Origin of the sequence: Bacteroides sp. 11BF, assembly GCF_019633765.1 — a bacterium.
GTDB lineage: Bacteria > Bacteroidota > Bacteroidia > Bacteroidales > Bacteroidaceae > Bacteroides > Bacteroides hominis.
In genome coordinates this window covers 26,270-46,838 of sequence record NZ_JAFKPJ010000026.1, presented here as the reverse complement: position 1 = coordinate 46,838, position 20,569 = coordinate 26,270, and the positions used below count along the sequence as shown (strand labels likewise).

Annotated in this window: 14 protein-coding genes; 4 read left to right on the top strand and 10 right to left on the bottom strand. The window is 43.5% G+C overall.

Annotated elements, in window-relative coordinates:
* The first annotated feature begins 813 nt into the window (after positions 1-813).
* Genes metF through gldH form a run of 4 tightly spaced genes read left to right on the top strand, consistent with a single transcriptional unit; the run spans position 814 to position 4,802 of the window.
* Positions 814-1,767 (top strand): methylenetetrahydrofolate reductase [NAD(P)H], encoded by a 954-nt coding sequence (metF, locus tag JZY04_RS19450; protein WP_005783089.1) that lies wholly within the window; start codon positions 814-816, stop codon positions 1,765-1,767.
* A gap of 3 nt (positions 1,768-1,770) precedes the next feature.
* On the top strand, positions 1,771-2,880 hold the full coding sequence (locus JZY04_RS19445; protein WP_005783087.1) for a DNA polymerase III subunit delta': 1,110 nt from the start codon (positions 1,771-1,773) through the stop codon (positions 2,878-2,880).
* 16 nt (positions 2,881-2,896) lie between these two features.
* Positions 2,897-4,354 carry a regulatory iron-sulfur-containing complex subunit RicT gene (ricT, locus tag JZY04_RS19440; protein ID WP_005810923.1) on the top strand — a complete coding sequence of 486 codons (1,458 nt, stop codon included), beginning with the start codon at positions 2,897-2,899 and terminating at the stop codon, positions 4,352-4,354.
* A complete protein-coding gene (gene gldH, locus JZY04_RS19435; RefSeq protein WP_005783084.1) occupies positions 4,332-4,802 on the top strand; it encodes a gliding motility lipoprotein GldH in 471 nt (156 codons plus the stop codon). The genes ricT and gldH overlap by 23 nt, the downstream gene beginning before the upstream one ends.
* On the opposite strand, the gene rodA is transcribed toward gldH, so the two are convergent.
* The 10 genes from rodA to JZY04_RS19385 form a co-directional block, all read right to left on the bottom strand.
* Positions 4,797-6,254, bottom strand: a complete 1,458-nt coding sequence (gene rodA, locus JZY04_RS19430; protein WP_022011752.1) for a rod shape-determining protein RodA — start codon at positions 6,252-6,254, stop codon at positions 4,797-4,799. The genes gldH and rodA overlap by 6 nt on opposite strands.
* A complete protein-coding gene (gene mrdA / locus JZY04_RS19425; RefSeq protein WP_005810930.1) occupies positions 6,235-8,091 on the bottom strand; it encodes a penicillin-binding protein 2 in 1,857 nt (618 codons plus the stop codon). Before mrdA ends, rodA begins: the two co-directional genes overlap by 20 nt.
* Positions 8,092-8,093: 2 nt before the next feature.
* A complete protein-coding gene (gene mreD / locus JZY04_RS19420) occupies positions 8,094-8,591 on the bottom strand; it encodes a rod shape-determining protein MreD (protein ID WP_005822050.1) in 498 nt (165 codons plus the stop codon).
* A complete protein-coding gene (gene mreC / locus JZY04_RS19415; protein WP_005783073.1) occupies positions 8,588-9,433 on the bottom strand; it encodes a rod shape-determining protein MreC in 846 nt (281 codons plus the stop codon). The genes mreD and mreC overlap by 4 nt, the downstream gene beginning before the upstream one ends.
* 102 nt (positions 9,434-9,535) lie before the next feature.
* Positions 9,536-10,558: a rod shape-determining protein gene (locus JZY04_RS19410; protein ID WP_005792050.1), complete on the bottom strand. Its 1,023-nt coding sequence runs from the start codon at positions 10,556-10,558 to the stop codon at positions 9,536-9,538.
* 73 nt (positions 10,559-10,631) lie between these two features.
* Positions 10,632-12,155, bottom strand: coding sequence for a bifunctional phosphoribosylaminoimidazolecarboxamide formyltransferase/IMP cyclohydrolase (purH, locus tag JZY04_RS19405; protein ID WP_122143591.1), 1,524 nt, complete (start codon positions 12,153-12,155; stop codon positions 10,632-10,634).
* Positions 12,156-12,306: 151 nt separating this feature from the next.
* On the bottom strand, positions 12,307-14,340 hold the full coding sequence (locus JZY04_RS19400; RefSeq protein ID WP_022011755.1) for a M13 family metallopeptidase: 2,034 nt from the start codon (positions 14,338-14,340) through the stop codon (positions 12,307-12,309).
* Positions 14,341-14,355: 15 nt separating this feature from the next.
* Positions 14,356-16,311 (bottom strand): ABC-F family ATP-binding cassette domain-containing protein, encoded by a 1,956-nt coding sequence (locus JZY04_RS19395; protein WP_122143590.1) that lies wholly within the window; start codon positions 16,309-16,311, stop codon positions 14,356-14,358.
* Positions 16,312-17,184: 873 nt separating this feature from the next.
* Positions 17,185-18,087: a hypothetical protein gene (locus tag JZY04_RS19390; RefSeq protein WP_005783042.1), complete on the bottom strand. Its 903-nt coding sequence runs from the start codon at positions 18,085-18,087 to the stop codon at positions 17,185-17,187.
* A gap of 126 nt (positions 18,088-18,213) precedes the next feature.
* Positions 18,214-20,565, bottom strand: a complete 2,352-nt coding sequence (locus JZY04_RS19385; protein WP_122143589.1) for a BamA/TamA family outer membrane protein — start codon at positions 20,563-20,565, stop codon at positions 18,214-18,216.
* Positions 20,566-20,569 lie beyond the last annotated feature (4 nt).

Below are 20,569 nucleotides of genomic sequence, written 5' to 3'. Positions count from 1 at the left end.
TATGAAAATGCTTTTTAAGGGGAAAACTGACAAGAAACAAAAAGTATACTTCTGAATACGAGGGAATTATGGAAGTTTTTCAAGCGATGGCAGAGGGTGGAAGATGGAAGATGAGGGTGGAAGATAAACAGGCTGAAAACGCGATCTTCCACCCTATTAACTAAATGATAATCAGACAAAAAGATTGAAAAAGGTGGAAGATGGAAGATAGAAATGCATTTCGCGGAGGAGAGGAGAAAAGCGGATGGGAGATGAAAGATACAAAAAGAAAAAAGGAAAGAGACCGGGAAAGAGTGAAACGGGACGAAAAGAAAAGATAAAAGACTAATGTTAAAAGCACATTTTGCCATAATTTCTCTCCCCCCCCAAAAAAAACAAGGCATGTTCTACCAAAGCATATGAAAGCAGTTATAGTAACAGACAAAAACTTTCTTTCATCGTTTTCCAGGGCAAAATCAGCTAATTATGATTCTTTCGCAATTCAAGCGCAAAGGTCTTTCAAAATAAACAAGATGTACCGTCATAAGGTAGTTCTAAGACTTCTGTCATAAGGAATAAAAGAACAAATACACCAGCAAAATCAACAGAAGGGACAACAAAACCGAACTTTAAAAATATCCCCAAAGGGGCATCTGTCCATGTAAATCTTGCCTTTCATTCATTAAAAGTATCGGTTAACAGCCAAAAAAGATTCATAACCGGAAGAGATAGCAATCTTTTAGGGTTCCACAACGATTTCATTTCATCTTTTTTTCGTATTTTTGTCCCAATATGCACCTTATTATAAGGAGAGCAACGACGAATAAAGAAACAATGAGAGTAATTGACTTAATACATAGCAACGAAAAAACAGCCTTCTCTTTTGAAATACTTCCTCCTCTGAAAGGTACAGGTATTGAGAAGCTGTATCAAACCATAGATACATTACGAGAATTTGACCCCAAGTATATCAATATCACTACGCACCGCAGTGAATATGTATACAGAGATCTGGGGAATGGGCTTTATCAGCGCAATCGGCTACGAAGACGTCCGGGAACCGTAGCTGTAGCAGCTGCTATCCAGAACAAGTATAATATGACGGTAGTACCTCACATTCTGTGCAGTGGTTTTACTCAGGAAGAAACTGAATACGTACTGCTCGACCTACAATTCCTGGGAATTACCGATCTGTTGGTTCTCCGTGGAGATAAAGCAAAGCACGAATCGGTTTTTACCCCCGAAGGAGACGGACATCATCATGCTTTAGAGTTACAGGAACAGATCAATAATTTCAATAAAGGTATCTTTGTAGACGGTTCGGAGATGAAAGTAACAAATACTCCTTTCTCTTATGGAGTGGCCTGTTATCCGGAAAAACATGAAGAAGCACCTAACATCGACATGGATATCTATTGGCTGAAAAAGAAAGTGGAAGCCGGAGCCGAATATGCTGTGACACAATTGTTCTATGACAACAAGAAATACTTTGATTTCGTAGAAAGAGTACACCAGGCAGGAATACACATCCCGATTATTCCGGGCATCAAACCTTTCAAGAAGTTATCCCAACTAAGCATGGTTCCGAAAACATTTAAGGTAGACCTTCCGGAAGAACTAACCCAGGAAGCACTGAAGTGCAAAACAGACGAGGAAGCCCGCAAAGTGGGTATCGAATGGTGTATCAACCAATGTAAAGAGCTGATGGCCGCCGGTGTACCCAGTATCCACTTTTACTCCATCGGAGCAGTGGACAGTATTAAAGAAGTAGCCAAAGCGATTTATTAAACTATGTTTTTCAGAGACGTCATCGGACAAGAGGCAGCCAAGCAGCGACTGATACAAGAAGTCAGCGAAGGACGCATACCACACGCTCAACTTTTCTGCGGGCCTGAAGGTGTGGGCAAGTTTCCATTGGCATTAGCCTATGCACGCTACCTGAGTTGCACGAACCGCAGTGAGACAGACGCTTGTGGAGTCTGTCCGTCGTGTGTGAAGTTCAATAAGCTGGTTCACCCCGATGTTCACTTCGTTTTTCCGGTAGTAAAGAACGGAAGAAGTGATGATTACATTGTGGAATGGAGAAAACTGGTACTGAATAATCCCTATTTTACGATTAACCACTGGCTAAACGAAATTAACGCAGAAAATGCACAGGCGGTGATTTACACCAAAGAAAGTGATGAGATCATGAAAAAGCTCAGCCTTAAATCCAGCGAAGGAGGATTTAAGATTACCATTCTTTGGCTTCCCGAAAAGATGCAGCAAGCTTGTGCCAACAAGTTATTAAAGCTGCTGGAAGAACCACCCCAGAAAACGATTTTCTTACTGGTATCAGAGAATCCGGAATTAATTCTCCAAACGATACTGAGCCGCACACAACGTTTCAATCTACGCAAAATAGACGAACAATGCATTGCCGACGCTTTACAAAACAAATATGGAGTGCAGCAGGCGACCAGTATTTCGATTGCCCACCTGGCTAACGGAAACTTTATCAAAGCGCTTGAAACCATTCATCTGAATGAAGAGAATCAACTGTTTTTTGAGTTATTTGTCAGCCTGATGCGCCTTTCTTACCAAAGAAAAATCCGGGAAATGAAATTGTGGAGCGAACAAGTGTCAGGCATGGGACGTGAACGTCAGAAGAACTTCCTGGAGTACTGCCAACGGATGATCCGGGAGAATTTCATCTACAACCTGCATCGGAAAGAATTGACTTATATGACATTAGATGAACAGAACTTCGCTACACGGTTTGCCCCTTTTGTAAACGAACGAAACGTGATGGGCATCATGGACGAACTGAGTGAAGCTCAAAAACATATTGAACAGAATGTAAACGCTAAAATGGTATTTTTCGACTTCTCACTGAAGATGATCGTACTGTTGAAGCAATAACTTTAAAATAAAGTATATGGAATTTAAACTGCATAATGGGAGCGGAGGCCTTTGCTGTAAGAGCTGTTCCCGACAAGATAAAAAACTAAATACCTACGATTGGCTGGCCGACATACCGGGCAATGCGGAGGAGAGTGACATGGTAGAGGTTCAGTTCAAGAACACCCGCAAGGGATACTACCGAAACAGCAACAAGATCAAATTAGAGAAGGGAGACATCGTAGCCGTAGAAGCTACACCGGGACATGACATCGGCACCGTTACCCTGACGGGACGATTAGTGCCGCTCCAGATGAAAAAGGCAAACTTTAAACAAGATGCTGAAATCAAACGTATCTACCGCAAAGCCAAAGCTGTGGATATGGAGAAATATGAAGAAGCCAAAGCCAAAGAACACGCCACAATGATTCGTGCGCGTCAGATAGCGGCCAGCCTGAATTTGGACATGAAAATTGGCGACGTAGAATATCAGGGAGACGGCAACAAAGCTATCTTCTACTACATCGCTGACGAACGCGTCGACTTTCGGCAGTTAATTAAAGTGTTGGCTGAAGCTTTCAGAGTACGTATCGAAATGAAACAGATCGGTGCGCGCCAGGAGGCAGGGCGCATCGGAGGTATCGGTCCTTGCGGACGTGAATTGTGTTGCGCCACCTGGATGACAAGTTTTGTGTCTGTATCGACCAGCGCAGCAAGGTATCAGGACATTTCACTCAATCCTCAAAAACTGGCAGGACAGTGTGCTAAGTTAAAATGTTGCCTGAACTACGAAGTAGATTGCTATGTAGAAGCGCAGAAGCGCCTGCCTTCAAGAGAGATTGAACTGGAAACTAAAGACGGAACCTATTATTTCTTCAAAGCAGATATTCTCAGCAACCAGATTTCGTATTCAACAGACAAGAATTTCGCCGCAAACTTAGTCACTATCAGCGGGAAGCGGGCATTCGAAGTGATAGGACTGAACAAAAGGGGCATCAAACCGGATAGTCTATTGGAAGCTGAACGCAAACCGGAACCTAAAAAGCCGACTGACCTGTTGGAACAAGAAAGTCTGACACGTTTTGACCGTGACCGTCGCCGTAACGGAAAAGATGGAAATGGAAAAGAAGAAGGTGGAAACGGAAACCGCAAAAAGAAGAAAAAGAACAATAACAACCGTCCGCAACAAGCCGCCAATGCTGAAACACAAAACCCATCGCCGACGGCTATAGAAAACAAAGAGAACAGTGGAGCTCAACCGGTACAAGGGCAACAACGCACACGAGGAGAACGCCCCAAAAACAATAACCGCAGCAACAATCAGCCGCGCAAAAATAATGAGGCTCGGGAACCGCGCAATAATGAAAATCGGGAAACACGTAAGAATGAACCGCGTGAGCAGCGCCCTCCACGCGAACCCCGCGGACCACGTAACAACGAACAACCTAAACGCACCGAGAAACCCCAGGGAAATGAAAAACCTGCTCAAGAATAGCATCTGCATGCTTCTCATGACATGGATACTGACTGCATGTGACGATAACACTGTGTATCACTCATATCAATCCACCCCTCAAGGTGGATGGAAAAAGAGTGATACACTCTTTTTCAATGTCCCTTTGAATGACTCCCTGATCAATCTGCGATTGTCTGCCGGTGTACGCAACAGCAGTAATTATCCTTATCAGAATCTGGACATCCTTATCAGTTACAATCTGGAAGATTCAACTGTATGGAAAACAGACACTCTGAAGTTTACTCTGACTGACCAGGAAGGTAAATGGAAAGGAACCGGCTGGGGAAGTCTTTACCAATCGGCTCTCCCCTTAAAAGACTGCTCCATCAAGCATCCCGGTAACTATACTTTTAAAGTTGTACACGGAATGAAAGATGAACAAATAACCGGAATCATTGATGTGGGACTGAAAATCGAGCACTTATAACCTCCTGCTACGTCCTGCATCAATACGCAGAAAAATAAAAAGCAGAATAGTAAATCCCCATAAAGACGACCCCCCATAACTAAAGAAAGGTAGCGGAATACCAATTACAGGAGTCAGACCAAGCACCATTCCGACATTAATAAATAAATGGAAAAGGAAGATACTCACGACCGAATAGCCATAAACCCGTCCAAAAGTTGAGGTCTGCCGCTCCGATACCGCTATAAGACGCAGTATCAATGCCAAGAAAAGTAAGAGGACAGCAGCTGAACCAACAAATCCCTGTTCTTCGCCTACAGTACAGAAAATAAAGTCTGTATCTTGTTCAGGCACATATTTCAACTTCGTTTGCGTACCATTCAGAAAGCCCTTGCCGGTCAATCCTCCAGAACCAATCGCTATCTTAGACTGGTTAACATTATAACCGGCACCAGCCAAATCCTCTTCCATTCCCAACACTACCTTTATACGAATCTGCTGATGAGGTTCAAGGATATTGTCGAAAACATAATCGCTTGAGTAGAGAAAACCAATAGATCCCAAAGCAAACAATGCTATCAGGAGATAAGCACGTTGCCGCTCGCTCAGAGACAAGTAAAGCAGATAGCAGATAACCACCACACAAAGTCCCCACTCTACCCAAACCAGATTAAAAGGAACAAGATACTCAGAAACAAGGTAGGCAATCGACAATGCAAGCAAACTACCACCTATAATATTCCGCACAGGCTCCCATTTCTTTCTATACACCCAAACCATGGAACCTGCAAACAAAAGTATCATCATCAAAACAGCAAATTCTCCGATCGGTGTAGGTGTGTCGGCAATAAACACCTGATCAAAACGAATACCTACCACAAAATATACTACTGCACATACCCCTGAAAACAAAACAACTCCGGGCATACCTTCGCGATACAGCATCAAGAAAAAAGCAAGATAGACCAATGCCGAACCGGTTTCTTTCTGTAACACGATCAGCAACATCGGCAACAGAATAAAAGCAACCAAAGGCAAAAAGCATTTCCACTTCTTTATATTAAAAGAATAGGCATTCATAAACTTCGCCAATGCCAAAGCCGTTGCAAACTTTGCGAATTCCGCTGGCTGGAGACTGACCGGACCTAATATTAACCAGGAACGGGAGCCTTTTGTATCAGGTGCGATAAAGATAGTCACTATCAACAGAAGAATCAGACCTATATATACAAGGTATGCAAACATATCGTACATCCGTTCTTCAAGCATCAGAAGAATGAAGCCAAGCCCGAAAGAACAGATAATCCACACAAACTGCCTACCGGCGCGGGTAGAAAAATCCAGAAAGTCACGATCACCATAATCATAACTGGCTCCACACACACTGAACCATCCGCCGATAATAAGGAGCAGGTAAATACCGATCGTTACCCAATCCAATGTTTTCCATAAACTAACGCTCCTCGTTTCCATACATAATCACTCTATTACTATATTCTTCTGCACGTATCTCGTTCTCGGGGGACAGCTTTCCTTTTAAATATTGTTCCATCATCAGTGCCCCGATAGGTACTCCGTAAACCGCACCAAAGCCACCGTTCTCAACATATACAGCAATGGCTATCTTGGGATTATTCATCGGAGCAAATCCCATAAAGACAGAATGGTCATGACCACGATTCTGCGCCGTACCGGTCTTACCACACACTTCAACATCCGGCAAAATGGCCCCAGCCACCCGGCAAGTTCCTCCCGTAACCGCAGCCCGCATACCGGTCACCACATCTTCATAATGTTTTCGGTCGATAGAGGTCTTTCTGGGCACCCGATAGATACTGTCAAGCTGTTCGTCTTGTATTTCTTTCACAATATGCGGAGTGATAAAATGTCCCCGATTGGCAATAGTAGCACCCAGATTGGCTATCTGCAACGGAGTTGCCAGAATCTCTCCCTGACCGATGGCAATACTGATTACCGTCAATCCATTCCAGCGTCCACGATAAGCTTTATCATAAAACTGAGCATTAGGGATCAATCCGCGCTTCTCCCCCGGCAAGTCTACTCCAAGTTTATAACCAAAACCTTGAGAAACCATGTGATCTTTCCAAACAGTAATGGCATTTTGCGAGGAGCCATACTTCCGATCACCAAACATCCGGAACAATCCCCAGCAAAAATAAGAGTTACATGAAGTAGCAATGGCCGGTATCAATGGCAGCGGTGAACCATGAGCATGGCAACCTACATGCAGGCTTCCGTAATTGAATCCATGAGCACAAGGAAAGGCCGGCGTATTGGTCTGAATAATTCCTTCCTGTAAGAAAGTCAGTGCTTGTGCTGTCTTAAACGTTGATCCCGGAGGATATACCCCCATAATCGAACGGTTTAGCAAAGGTTTCATCGGATCTCTCTGAAGCATGAGGTGATTCTTTCCACGCTGACGCCCAATCATCAGTCTCGGATCAAAATCAGGCGAGGAAACCATACAAAGTATTTCCCCCGTTTCCGGCTCAATAGCTACAATACTACCGATTTTGTTTTTCAATAAACGCTCTCCCAGCATCTGGAGATCAATGTCAATTCCGAGTTTCAGGTTCTTCCCGGGTATTGGACGTTTATCATACTTCCCATCCATATAATGCCCCTGTATGCGCCCATGGGCATCACGCAGCAATACTTCCACTCCCTTTTCACCACGCAAAAAAGATTCATACGATTTTTCAATGCCTTGCTTACCGATATAGTCGCCACGGATGTAGTAATCATCATTTTCTATGTCTTTCATTGATACCTCACCGATATCACCAAGCACATGGGCAGCAGAGTTATAACTATATTGTCGAATGGTGCGACGCTGTATATAGAATCCCCGGAATTTAAATAGTTTCTCCTGAAACACCCCACACTCTTCTGCCGAAAGCTGAGACATAAATACCTGATTAGTATAACGTGAATATCCCGGATTTCTACGGCGGTCTTTCATATCACTCATAATTCTCAGGAACTGCGCACGGGTGATATTCAGCGTCTGACACAAATCAAGTGTATCAAGGTTCTCAACTTCCTTTGGAACCATTGTAATATCATAAGCAGGCTGATTAAACACCAACAATTTATCATTCCGATCGTACATCGCCCCACGTGACGGATACTGAATTTTATTTAAGAAAGCATTACTGTCGGCATTCTTCTTATAGTCATCCGTAGCTATCTGGAGTGAAAATAAACGCACTAAGTAGATCAGGACAATAGCCAGCGCTACTCCACCGATCACATATTTTCGTTTCTCCAGCACATAATCTTTTGCCATATCTATTTCCTCACTCCTTCAACAGCCATAATACAAGTTATAGTCAAAATGGTGCTCGACACCACCCTTAACAGCAATAACGGTATGCTGGTAAATGAGAAGAACTCAAGAGTAAGCAACATAAGATGATGTACAAAGACACTCACCACCAGATATTTGAGAAAAGAAGCAATCCCCATACTTTTCAACGAAGGTACAATGCTGTCCAAAGTATCGCGGGGAGTAAACAAACGGAGAAACAACGGACGTAGAAAAGCCAGCAACACTGTCGCTGCCGCATTCATACCCGGTGTGTTAGAAAAGATATCAATGGCAAGACCTATGCAAAAGCCCCATAACATCAATTCATTTCGGGAAGTACCGGAATTAAACTTTAAAATAAAGTAGACATATAAAAAAGGAGTAGCCACACCGGCAATATGCACATTATTCAGGATCAGTACCTGAAGCAAGATCAGACCGACAAACCATCCTATTCTATGTATATAGTTGATAATCATTGCGCCAAACTCTTTTGTTCCAATTCTTTTTGTTCATGCTGGCCGGTCCTTGCAATCACACGCACTTCACTCACTTTACCAAAATCCGTTGCCAGCTTTACTTTCAACAAATAAGAGAGCCCGTCATTCGAATCGGCCATATCATCTACAGTACCAATCATGATCCCTTCAGGAAAAACGGTAGAATAACCACTGGTTACCACTGTATCCCCTAAGTTGAACTCTGCATGACGGGGTAAATCTTTCAAATAAGCATATCGGGAATCTCCATACTCCCATTTCAGATAACCAAAATATTCACTACCCACAATTTTACAACTAATACTGGACTTGCTGTTCAGCACCGAAATGACCCGGGAATAATGAGAAGAAGTATCGTATACGATACCAACGACTCCGTTTCCGTCGACAACTCCCATTTCCGGACGGATCCCATCTTTCGATCCACGATTTAAAGTGATGTAATTATCTACCAGATTGAGACTGTTATTGATGACCCGCGCCTTAAAAACCTGATAATCCGTATTAGGTAAATTGCGGATACTATTTAATTCGGTAGAGTCTGATAAATGCCTTCCCAGAGCATCCTCCAGATTGTGATTCTGTTGTTCCAGTTCCATAATGCGATCCAGCAAATCTTCATTGACCGATTTTAAATGGAAATAAGAAGTAATCCCTCCGGATACTTCATACACTTTGCCGGCAACCGCATTAGCCGAACTGAAATAAACACTGTGTTGATAGTGATTAAAGCGAAATAACAAAACAAAACTGATCACCTCCAATAAAATGAAGAGGAACCAGTGATTATATTTCAAGAGAAAGTTCAGTAAATTCCGCATAAAGACATATAAGTTACAAGCTACGAACTACGAGCTACAAGTATATGCAGCTACATTTATGCACTGCCAGTAACTTATAGCTCGTAATTCGTAGTTAATTATTTATCTCATCAAGAATGAGAAACGGTCTACATTCTTCAATGCAACACCTGTACCTTTAGCCACTGCATGCAACGGATCTTCCGCAATGTGGAAAGGAATATTAATCTTATCAGTCAGACGTTTGTCCAAGCCACGAAGCAGCGCTCCACCACCGGCCAGATAGATTCCATTGTGTACAATATCAGCATACAGTTCAGGAGGCGTATTCTCCAACGCGCTCAAAATAGCCGTTTCAATTTTTGAAATTGATTTCTCAAGGCAGTGTGCTACTTCCTGATAACATACCGGCACTTCCATCGGAAGCGCAGTAATACGGTTCGGTCCGTGAACAATATAATCTTCCGGAGCATCCTCACCCAGTTCAGTCAAAGCAGCACCTACATTGATTTTAATACGCTCGGCCATACGTTCACTGACTTTAACGTTATGTTGGCGGCTCATATATTCCTGAATATCTGCTGTCAGATCGTCACCTGCAATGCGAATGGAGTTATTCGAAACAATACCTCCCAATGAAATTACGGCAATCTCGGTAGAACCACCACCTATATCGACAATCATATTTCCTTCCGGTGCCTCTACATCGATACCAATGCCAATAGCTGCGGCCATAGGTTCAAATACCAGATAAACATCACGTCCACCGGCATGTTCGGCAGAGTCACGAACAGCACGAAGTTCAACTTCCGTACTACCCGAAGGCACTCCGATCACCATACGAAGCGACGGAGAAAAAAGACGGTTGCGAGTATTTACCTGTTTGATTAATCCGCGCATCATCTGCTCGCAAGCATAGAAGTCGGCAATCACTCCGTCACGTAGCGGACGGATGGTACGAATATTCTCGTGGGTCTTTTCGTGCATCAGTTTTGCCTTTTCCCCCACAGCAATCATCTTGTCTGTCCGACGGTCAAGGGCCACCACCGAAGGCTCATCTACTACAATCTTACCACCGGTAATTATGATAGTATTGGCCGTACCGAGGTCCATTGCTATTTCTTGTGTAAAAGAGAATAATCCCATAATGAATAAATTTCTAATGCGTCGATATGCCAGTGTGCCCTAACGGGTTGTCCGGCATACAACAAGTTTTTAATTAGTGCTTAAAGTGGCGGATACCCGTTGTCACCATTGCCATGCCATGTTCGTTGCAATAGTCAAATGTCAACTGGTCTTTCACCGAACCTCCCGGCTGAATAACAGCTGTCACACCTTCTTTATCCGCAATTTCCACACAGTCGGGGAAAGGGAAGAAAGCATCCGACGCCATCACTGCACCCTGCAGGTCAAATCCAAATGACTTAGCCTTCTCGATAGCCTGCTTCAATGCATCCACACGCGAAGTCTGTCCTACACCGCTTGCCAGCAATTGTTTACCTTTTGCCAATACGATGGCATTCGATTTACTGTTTTTCACTATCTTATTAGCAAACAACAGATCTTCGACCTCTTCGGGAGTAGGAATTTTATCAGTTACCGTTTTAAGGTCTGCTGTTGTTTCAATATTCAAGTCTCTATCCTGAACCAGTACACCATTGAGCAAAGAGCGGAATTGCTTTCTCGGCAATTTGGCTTCTTTACGAACCAAAATAATACGGTTCTTTTTCTGCCCAAGAATTTCAAGTGCATCTACATCATAATCAGGAGCAATCACTACTTCAAAGAAGATTTTATTAATCTCTTCCGCAGTCTCTTTATCAATAACGGCATTCGTGATCAATACGCCGCCAAACGCAGAAACCGGATCACCGGCCAAAGCATCTTTCCATGCCTCAAGCACAGTCGGGCGGGAAGCCAGTCCGCAAGCATTGTTATGCTTCAGAATAGCAAATGTAACGTCATCAAATTCATCAATCAAGTCTACAGCAGCATTAATGTCGAGCAGATTGTTGTAAGAAATTTCTTTTCCATGAATCTGGTCGAACATCTCGTCCAGGTTTCCATAGAAATATCCTTTCTGATGCGGATTTTCACCATAACGCAGCGTCTTCTGGCTGTTTGCAGAACAACGGAAAGCAGATCCCTCCTCGGCATCAAAGTAATTGAAAATAGCCGAATCATAATGTGATGAAACTGCAAATGCCTCTTTTGCCATCCAGCGGCGTTCTTCAAGGGAAGAAGTAGCTCCATGCTCCATCAACATATCGAGCAATGGTTTATACTGCGCCTGAGAAGCAACAATAATCACATCGTTGTAATTTTTAGCAGCGGCACGAATCAAAGAGATTCCGCCTATATCAATTTTCTCGATAATAGCAGCTTCATCGGCACCTGAAGCAACCGTAGCCTCAAATGGATAAAGATCTACAATGACAAGATCTATTTCAGGAATTTCATATTTTTCAATCTGCTGGATGTCTTGTTCCAGTCCGCGACGGCAAAGAATACCTCCGAAAATCTTCGGATGCAGCGTCTTCACTCTGCCACCCAAAATCGAAGGGTACGAAGTCAAATCTTCGACAGCCTTACAGGGATAGCCCAGTGATTCGATAAACTGACGAGTTCCTCCCGTTGATAAGAACTCCACTCCTTCTTCGTGCAGTTTGGTAATGATTTCATCCAAACCTTCTTTGTGATAAACCGATACCAGTGCGGTTTTTATTCTTTTAGACTCAGACATTGATTTGCTTATTAAGTATTTGGTGCGCAAAGTTACAAAATATTGTTTATCACACGTTATAAATAAGGTGTGAATTAATAATAAAAAAGCGCTGACTCACAATTAAATGAGTCAGCGCCTTTCTTATTATCAGTTTATTTGCAACAATCTATTACCAAATAGATACCCGTTTATCCACTGGCAAGTACATCGGATCTTTTTCAGTAATATTGAAAGCCTCGTACCATGCACCAATCTGAGGTAGTGCGCCATCTACACGCCATTTACCTAATGAGTGCGGATCAATCTTCGTAAGTTTCAGGATTTCTTCCGGACGGATATTGCCAGCCCACACATTTGCGTAAGACAGGAAGAAACGTTGTTCGGGTGTAAATCCGTTTTCATTTTTCAAAGGTGCAGCCGCCGTTGCTTTCTTGAATGCCTGGTAAGACACTTGAAGTCCACCGTGATCGGCAATATTTTCACCCAAAGTAAACTCTCCGTTGGCATGAACCCCAGGAGCTACTTCAATGCTGTCGAAGAAGTTAACCATCACTGCAGCACGTGCTTCAAAGTTCTTGGCATCCTCTGCCGTCCACCAGTCTTTCAAGTTACCATCCTTATCATACTGACGGCCCTGATCATCAAATCCATGAGTCATCTCATGTCCGATAACTACACCAATCGCTCCATAATTGAAAGCATCGTCCGCATTCATATCAAAGAAAGGATATTGAAGTATTCCGGCCGGGAAACAGATTTCATTCGTCGTCGGATTGTAATATGCATTTACTGTCTGCGGAGTCATGTGCCACTCCTCTTTATCTACCGGCTTACCATATTTGGCAATCATTTCATTGTAGCCCCACTGACTGGCGCGCTCAATATTAGCCCAATACGAATCATCCTTTATCTCAAGTGAAGAGTAGTCTTTCCATTTATCCGGATATCCGATCTTTACATGGAAAGTTGCCAGTTTTTCCATGGCCTTTTCTTTAGTCTCTTCTCCCATCCAGCTCAGTTCCCTGATACGTTCGCCCAGAGATTCTTGCAGATTCTTGACCAGAGCCACCATTCTTTCTTTGGCCGCAGCAGGGAAGTACTTCTCCACATACATCTGTCCGACAGCTTCGCCCAATGAACTGTCAACTGTACTGACAGCACGCTTCCAACGAGGTTGCATTTCCTTCTTACCCGACATGGTACGACCATAGAAGTCAAAATTCTGAGCCACGAAGTCATCACTCAGGTAATTGGCGGCCGAATTGATCAGATTCCACTGCAAGTACAGAATCTGGTCCTCAAGCGGTACTGTATCGATAATGGCATTCACTTCTTTCATTGCATCAGGCTGCCCGATATTAATCTCTTTCAAGTTATTCAGTCCGGCAGTCGAGAAAAATACATCCCACGCAAAAGAGGGATATTCTTTTTGCAATGTTTCCAAAGTCTTCTTGTTATAGTTGGCATGCGGATCGCGTAATTCTACTTGTGAACGTGCCGACCGGGCCAGGCGGGTTTCAATGTTCATTACAGCTTTCACTGCTTTTCCGGCAGTAGCCTCATCATATCCTGCCAATCGGAACATCTTACCTACATGCTGCTGATATTTATCACGGATCTCTTTTGTCTGTGCATCATTCTCCAGATAATAATCCCGTTCGCCCATACCCAGGCCTCCCTGCATGGTGTGTACCATGTTTTCATTGCTATTCATGTCATCAGCGCTGACATAAAAAATAAAATAGGGATACATGCCATTCTTTTGCATTTCCACGATCAACGGATAAATCTCAGTTTTACTTTTGATAGCACCTATTTTATCCAGTTCGGGTTTAATGGGAGCAACGCCTTCCTTATTCAGCTTTACGCTGTCCATAGCAATATTATAAAGTTCACCTACTTTCTGTGCAATGCTGCCCGCTTCGTGTTTGCCCGCTGCCAAACCTTCAATCAGCCCGCGCAATTGCCGGCGATTGTTCTCGGCAAGCATATCAAACGAACCGAAACGCGAATATTCGTCTGTCAGAGGATGGTTTTTCATCCATCCGCCACAAGCGTACTGATAGAAACTGGTGCCCGGCAGGGCAGTTGTGTCAAGGTTGGCAAGGTCAATGCCGGACGTAAGTACGGCCTCTTTCTTACTGTTGCATCCTGTCGCCATACAACAGATTGCAAGGATTGGTAAATACTTAATTACTTTCATACACTTAAAAAACTATTATTTTTCATTCATCTCCTCCAGCTCCATTGAAACACGTTCCCACTCTTCCACCGTGTGGTCAAGTTGTTGTTTCAACTTCTGGTGTTGTTCGTAAAGTGACATATCCGAAGCACCATCGGGTGTAGCCATCTTCTCTTCAAGGATAGCTATAGCCGATTCTGTTTGTTCGATGGCAGCTTCACAGTCTGCCACCTGGCGCTCCAGTTTCTTTATCTTCTTATTAAATTCTTTCTGTGCTTCGTAGGACAGTTTATTTTCGGACACCCCCTCTTCAGCTCCTTCCTCTTTCTTACCGCCTGTAGGTGAGACAGACAAAGGATTGTTTTTCTGAAGTTCGTTCAGGTTCTCTATTTTTTTCTTTTGAAGGAAATCATAGATACCTCCCAAGTGCTCTTTCACTACACCACCACCGAACTCATATACTTTAGTCGCAAGTCCGTCCAGGAAATCACGGTCATGACTGACAATAATTACTGTACCGTCAAATTCGCGTATGGCCTCTTTCAATACATCCTTCGAACGCATATCTAAATGATTGGTAGGCTCGTCGAGTATCAGGAAGTTCACAGGTTCCAACAATAATTTTATCATTGCCAGCCGGGTGCGCTCCCCCCCCGAAAGCACTTTTACCTTCTTATCCGAGGCTTCACCACCAAACATGAAGGCTCCCAGTATATCGCGTATTTTGAGACGGATATCTCCCACTGCCACCCGGTCGATCGTATCGAAAACAGTCAGGTTCTCGTCAAGCATCTGTGCCTGATTCTGTGCAAAATAACCTATCTGTACATTATGTCCCAAGGTAAGCTTGCCTTCATAATCAATCTCGCTCATGATACATTTCACAAGGGTAGACTTACCTTCACCGTTCTTTCCCACAAAAGCAACCTTCTCGCCACGATTGATGGTCAGATTGACATCATGGAAGACAACATGCGATCCATAAGTTTTCTTCACATCTTCGCAGATCACAGGATAGTTGCCACTACGGCTGGAGCAGACAAACTTAAGCCTCAACGCTGAGTTATCCACTTCGTCCACTTCGATCCGCTCTATCTTTTCCAGCTGCTTCGTACGACTCTGAACCTGTACGGCCTTAGTTGCTTTATATCGGAAACGCTCAATGAAAGCCTCTGTATCTTCAATCTGCTTCTGCTGATTCTCGTAAGCGCGCAGCTGCTGTTCACGACGCTCCTGACGCAGAACAATAAACTCATCGTACTTCACCTTGTAATCATATATCTGTCCGCAGGTTATTTCGATGGTACGGGTAGTTACATTATTCAGGAAGGCCCGGTCGTGGCTGACCAGTACTACCGCATTGGCACGGGTAGATAAAAAATTCTCCAGCCATTGGATACTCTCAATATCCAAATGATTGGTAGGTTCATCGAGCAGCAGTACATCCGGTTTACGGAGCAAAAGTTTTGCCAACTCGATCCGCATACGCCATCCACCGGAGAATTCACTGGTAGGACGATTAAAGTCATCCCGACTGAAGCCCAATCCTAAGAGGGTACGTTCTATCTCTGCATGAAAGTTAGTCCCTCCCATCATTAGAAAACGGTCGTTCTCGTGCGTAAAACGGTCAATAAGTTTATGATACTCTTCCGAATCATAGTCAGTGCGGTCGGCTAACTCCTGATTCATCCTCTCCAAATCGGCTTGAAGCTCGAAAATATGTTCAAATGCCAGTTCTGCCTCTTCCATCACAGTGTGGTTATCGGCGAGAATCATCACCTGCGGCAGATAGCCGATCGTTACATCACGCGGAATAGCTATAACACCCCGTGTCGGACTTTGCAGTCCGGCCAGGATCTTTAACATCGTTGATTTTCCTGCACCGTTTTTACCCACCAGGGCTATGCGGTCTTTCTTATTGATGACATAACTAACGTCCTCAAACAATGGTGTGGCGTTAAATTCTACTGTTAATCCTTCTACTGAAATCACTTCTTTCTATAAATAAGGGAATTGAGGCAACAAAGATACTCAATTATGCAGACTGCGAAAAAAAATCTATATAAATATGCATCTTCGGAAACAGCAATAAATATCCGGCTACACAGAAAACTCAATAGAAAAGAAAAAAGGAATATAATTAGGAATTGACACCCATTCCTAAACATATAGATCAAAAAGACACAGAATTGCAGGTTTCACTTACAAGCCCTTTTCATTTCCGGGTCAAAGCAGAAGAACAGAGCCAAGTAAAAGATTTTTTCTACAGAAAAGCCGGGATTTTTAGCCGATTGCACCTTTGTTTTCTCGGAAAGAAGGAAGCATTTACCCCAAAAGAAGTAAGCATTCGGGTGAAAAGAAGTAAGCATTTTCGGGAAATGCTTACTTCTTTTCTGAATATCTCTATATGTTTTGGCAGATTACATATATTGTAACGATAATCGGGTGGCGAGAGCAACTGATTTTTTCCTGCTTGCCTTTCTTCGGTCGCCCTTTACAAAGTATCAAAAGAGTAGGCAAAACTCCTCGAAGAAAAGATTTAGAAACAGGAAGGTCATACTTCCTTTCCATTTACCGCCATTATGAATGAAACAAAATCAAAAGCGCAAACGGATATTTGCCTGTAAGCCGTTTTTATGAACCTTATCGGATTGCAGTCCGAAAAAACGAGATATAGAGAAATCATATTATCAATTTGACACTTTGACAAATTGACAATCTTTACCATCATAACCCGAATGGTGATTTAAAGTTCATCGGAAGGAATCACACAGAAGAGGTGTGATCCGGCTTGATATTAAAAAGGGACATCTTCACAAAGACGTCCCTTTCAAAATCTACATTATAGAAATGAGCAAATTAGCTTTAGAACAGTTTGTTAGGATATTCACCTGCATCTACCAATGCCTGGATCTTATCTACTACACCTTGACGATCGGCTGCATAAGTCACGCCGAACCATTTGCTTGTAGTATCCAGAACTTTCACACGAGCAGTGCCTTCGTTCACCAACTTGTTTACCATCAACGGAATGAAATATTCTGATTTCAGGTTTCCTTCGTTTTCTTTCAGGAATTCTTTGAAGTACTCTTCCGAATAAGCAAAATAGTCGGGAGTGAATCCCCACATATTCATTGAAACCGGAGTGTTATCACCGATTGTCTGCATTTCACCGTTTTCGTCCTTAAATGATACTTTACCGTCGATACGTTCGATGGCAGTACGCTCTACCACAGTAGTCAGATAACCTTCCGGATTTGTCTCGCAAACGCCACGGGCTACAGATCCGCTTTCTGAAAGCGTATTTCCTACACGGTAACCTACCATGCAGTAGTCGTTCTTTTTACCGTCCATCTTAGACAGTTCGGCACCCAATACAGCAAAGCTGTCACGTCCGTAGAAGTCATCGGCATTGATAACGGCAAATGGTTCCTTGATAACATCTTTACCCATCAGGACAGCATGGTTAGTACCCCAGGGTTTTACACGGTCGGCAGGACAAGTGAAGCCTTCGGGCAGGTTATCCAATGCCTGGAACACAAGTTCCACCGGAATATGATTTTCGTATTTGCTCAGAATCTTATCACGGAAATCCTGCTCAAAATCTTTACGGATAACGAATACAACTTTACCAAATCCACCACGAATAGCATCGTAGATAGAGTAATCCATGATAGTTTCGCCGTTAGGACCCAGTCCGTCCAATTGTTTCAATCCTCCGTAACGACTGCCCATGCCGGCAGCAAGCACAAATAATGTTGGTTTCATAACTGTGAATATTAAAAGGTTAGTGATGTGTCTCATCAGATATCGTTGCAAAAGTACAAAATAGAATGAAGAATGAAGAACGAAGTATGAAGAATTTTCTTACTCCGTTCATCGCCATCGACTATTTTAGAACGGATAACCTACAGCAAAGTGTACCCCCAGCCCTTTCCAGAAAGAACCGGTCACATTGTAATATCCCTTCTTTCCTGTATCGTATGGGTCATGCAAAGGTACGCCACAATCCAAACGCAAAATAAGGAAATCGAGATCATAGCGCAAACCGGTACCCGTTCCCAAAGCAATCTGTTTACCGAAAGTCTTCCAGCGCAATTGCTTCTCCGGCGCCTCATCATCTTTACGTAACATCCAGACGTTACCTGCATCCAAAAAGACAGCACCATGCAAGTCACCATAAATGCGGAAACGATATTCTACATTAGCCTCCATACGGATGTCTCCGGTCTGGTCCAGATAAAGCCCCTTGGATGTTTTCGTGGGACGAAATCCACCCGGACCAATGCTCCGTGCAGTAAAAGCACGTACACTATTGGCACCTCCGATATAGAACTGCTCGCTGTAAGGGGCCGTATTAGTATTGCCATAAGCCCAGATAATTCCTCCTGCAACACGACTGGCTATGGACTGATTCTTGTCGATCTTCCAAGTATAACGGAAATCACTGTTCACCTTTAAAAATTGAGCAAAAGGAACACCAAACAACTTTTTGTCTTTCTGGCTAAACTTCTGTCCGAAAATACGGTAAATGCCGGAAGTGATATTTCCGGCAGAAGTAAACGTAGTCTGCCACCAAATAGGATTACGCACCCCGCGCAAAGCTGCGTTATCAAACGTATAAGTATATTCCATGGCCGGAATAAACTGATTCTGTAAACTGCGGTACAATGCCTTATTTTGTTCGGCTATCTCTTCAAAAGCTTTTGTTGTATGTTGCAGCACATTGAAAGTCACCCGGAGGGGTGTCAGGCTGTGACGGCTGGTACGAGTCGGCTGAAAATCATAAGTAGCATTCCCCCCGAACGCCAATAGTTTATAATATTTGGCACGGTTCAGCTGGTCGATATACAAACGGAAAGTAGTTGTTGCCGGGAAGTCATATTCACGTCCTCCGAAAGAAGGAAATACCACCCGGGGGAAAGTCAAAGCCGTAGACACTCCCATCTCCCAGCTATTCATCAATGAACTTCCTTTATTCTGCCCGGTCTGCCATTCATAAGAACCTTTCAATTTTACATTCCACGTTTCTCCCCCACCGAATACATTGTAACGAGTCAGCCCGAAAGATGCCCCCGGCCCGGTCTGGTTGTTACTCTTGGTCGTCAGGTTAAATTCCAGTTCGGCATCATACGGTTTATCAAATGTAGCCTGTAAACGTACGTTCAGTGTGTCACATGTTGCCGTAGAGTCCTGAGGTATATATTGCAGATCGAGATAACGAAAAATACTCAATTGTGAAAGACGTTCCTGAATACGTGTCTGCCGGTATTGGCTATACAAGCGGCTATGGGCGGAGTTACGTAAAGAATCATTGCGGACATATGCCTGATAATTCAGCCAACGGTAAAGCATATTCGGACGCACCTGCATTTTCTTATAATAATGAATGTCAAGTCCACAGTATTCAAGTGTGCTGTTAGGCACTTCTCCACCCTTTCCATACAGATAAACCGATGTCTTCCCTACATAGTATGGGCGTTGGGCTGCTTCCGGAAGCCCGGGTACAGGTATCAGCCGGAGACTGACATGTCCGGGATTCAACAGAGTATCCGCCTGATATTTCATGTAATCCGGACGAAAATAGAAATATCCCCGGTTACGCAGCAAAGCGCTGATACGGCTACGTTCTTCATCAAGATCACTCACATTGAACTGTTCGCCCGGTGTCAACAGCGAACCTCGTCGCCCTCTCTCCATGATTCTCAACGTACGCGGATTGAAACGAGTGTAATAAACCGTATCAATATAATAAGGGTCTTTCATGTCAACCGTATAACGTATGCTTGCTTTCAGGCTGTCTTTCTTGTCCGGCAGAGTCTGATAACGGACCGTACCATTAAAGTATCCATAATCGTGCAGCAAATTAGTACCCACCTTGGCACGTATCTCCGGATTAACAGTAGAAATGAATACGGGAGGATTGGCGGCAAATCGATTAAAGAGCCAGCGCCCGAATCCTTTCTTATAATGAACCAGACTATTGTAAGCCCACATTTTAAAAGGGATAGGAATGAATCCCAACACCTTTGTACTGGGAGCCTTTTCGAGCGCAGCATCCAGTTCTGTCAGGGCATCGTCCGTCAAAGGTGCCTGCGGACGGTTTTCAATAATAGTTTTCGATCCGGTATAAAGCACTTCTCCTTCGGGCAAATGTTTGGTCGTAGAACAAGCTCCCAAAAGCAGCATTACCAAACCGGCTTGTATGGTGCCAAGAAATATATGAAATATCTTTTTACGTATCATCCTA

Excerpts from the sequence above, each read along its gene's own strand:
- mreD (WP_005822050.1), bottom strand. The coding sequence starts at position 8,591 with ATGATTATCAACTATATACATAGAATAGGATGGTTTGTCGGTCTGATC.
- mrdA (WP_005810930.1), bottom strand. The coding sequence starts at position 8,091 with ATGGCAAAAGATTATGTGCTGGAGAAACGAAAATATGTGATCGGTGGA.
- rodA (WP_022011752.1), bottom strand. The coding sequence starts at position 6,254 with ATGGAAACGAGGAGCGTTAGTTTATGGAAAACATTGGATTGGGTAACG.
- JZY04_RS19390 (WP_005783042.1), bottom strand. The coding sequence starts at position 18,087 with ATGAAACCAACATTATTTGTGCTTGCTGCCGGCATGGGCAGTCGTTAC.
- purH (WP_122143591.1), bottom strand. The coding sequence starts at position 12,155 with ATGTCTGAGTCTAAAAGAATAAAAACCGCACTGGTATCGGTTTATCAC.
- JZY04_RS19410 (WP_005792050.1), bottom strand. The coding sequence starts at position 10,558 with ATGGGATTATTCTCTTTTACACAAGAAATAGCAATGGACCTCGGTACG.
- JZY04_RS19445 (WP_005783087.1), top strand. The coding sequence starts at position 1,771 with ATGTTTTTCAGAGACGTCATCGGACAAGAGGCAGCCAAGCAGCGACTG.
- mreC (WP_005783073.1), bottom strand. The coding sequence starts at position 9,433 with ATGCGGAATTTACTGAACTTTCTCTTGAAATATAATCACTGGTTCCTC.
- metF (WP_005783089.1), top strand. The coding sequence starts at position 814 with ATGAGAGTAATTGACTTAATACATAGCAACGAAAAAACAGCCTTCTCT.
- gldH (WP_005783084.1), top strand. The coding sequence starts at position 4,332 with ATGAAAAACCTGCTCAAGAATAGCATCTGCATGCTTCTCATGACATGG.
- ricT (WP_005810923.1), top strand. The coding sequence starts at position 2,897 with ATGGAATTTAAACTGCATAATGGGAGCGGAGGCCTTTGCTGTAAGAGC.
- JZY04_RS19400 (WP_022011755.1), bottom strand. The coding sequence starts at position 14,340 with ATGAAAGTAATTAAGTATTTACCAATCCTTGCAATCTGTTGTATGGCG.
- JZY04_RS19385 (WP_122143589.1), bottom strand. The coding sequence starts at position 20,565 with ATGATACGTAAAAAGATATTTCATATATTTCTTGGCACCATACAAGCC.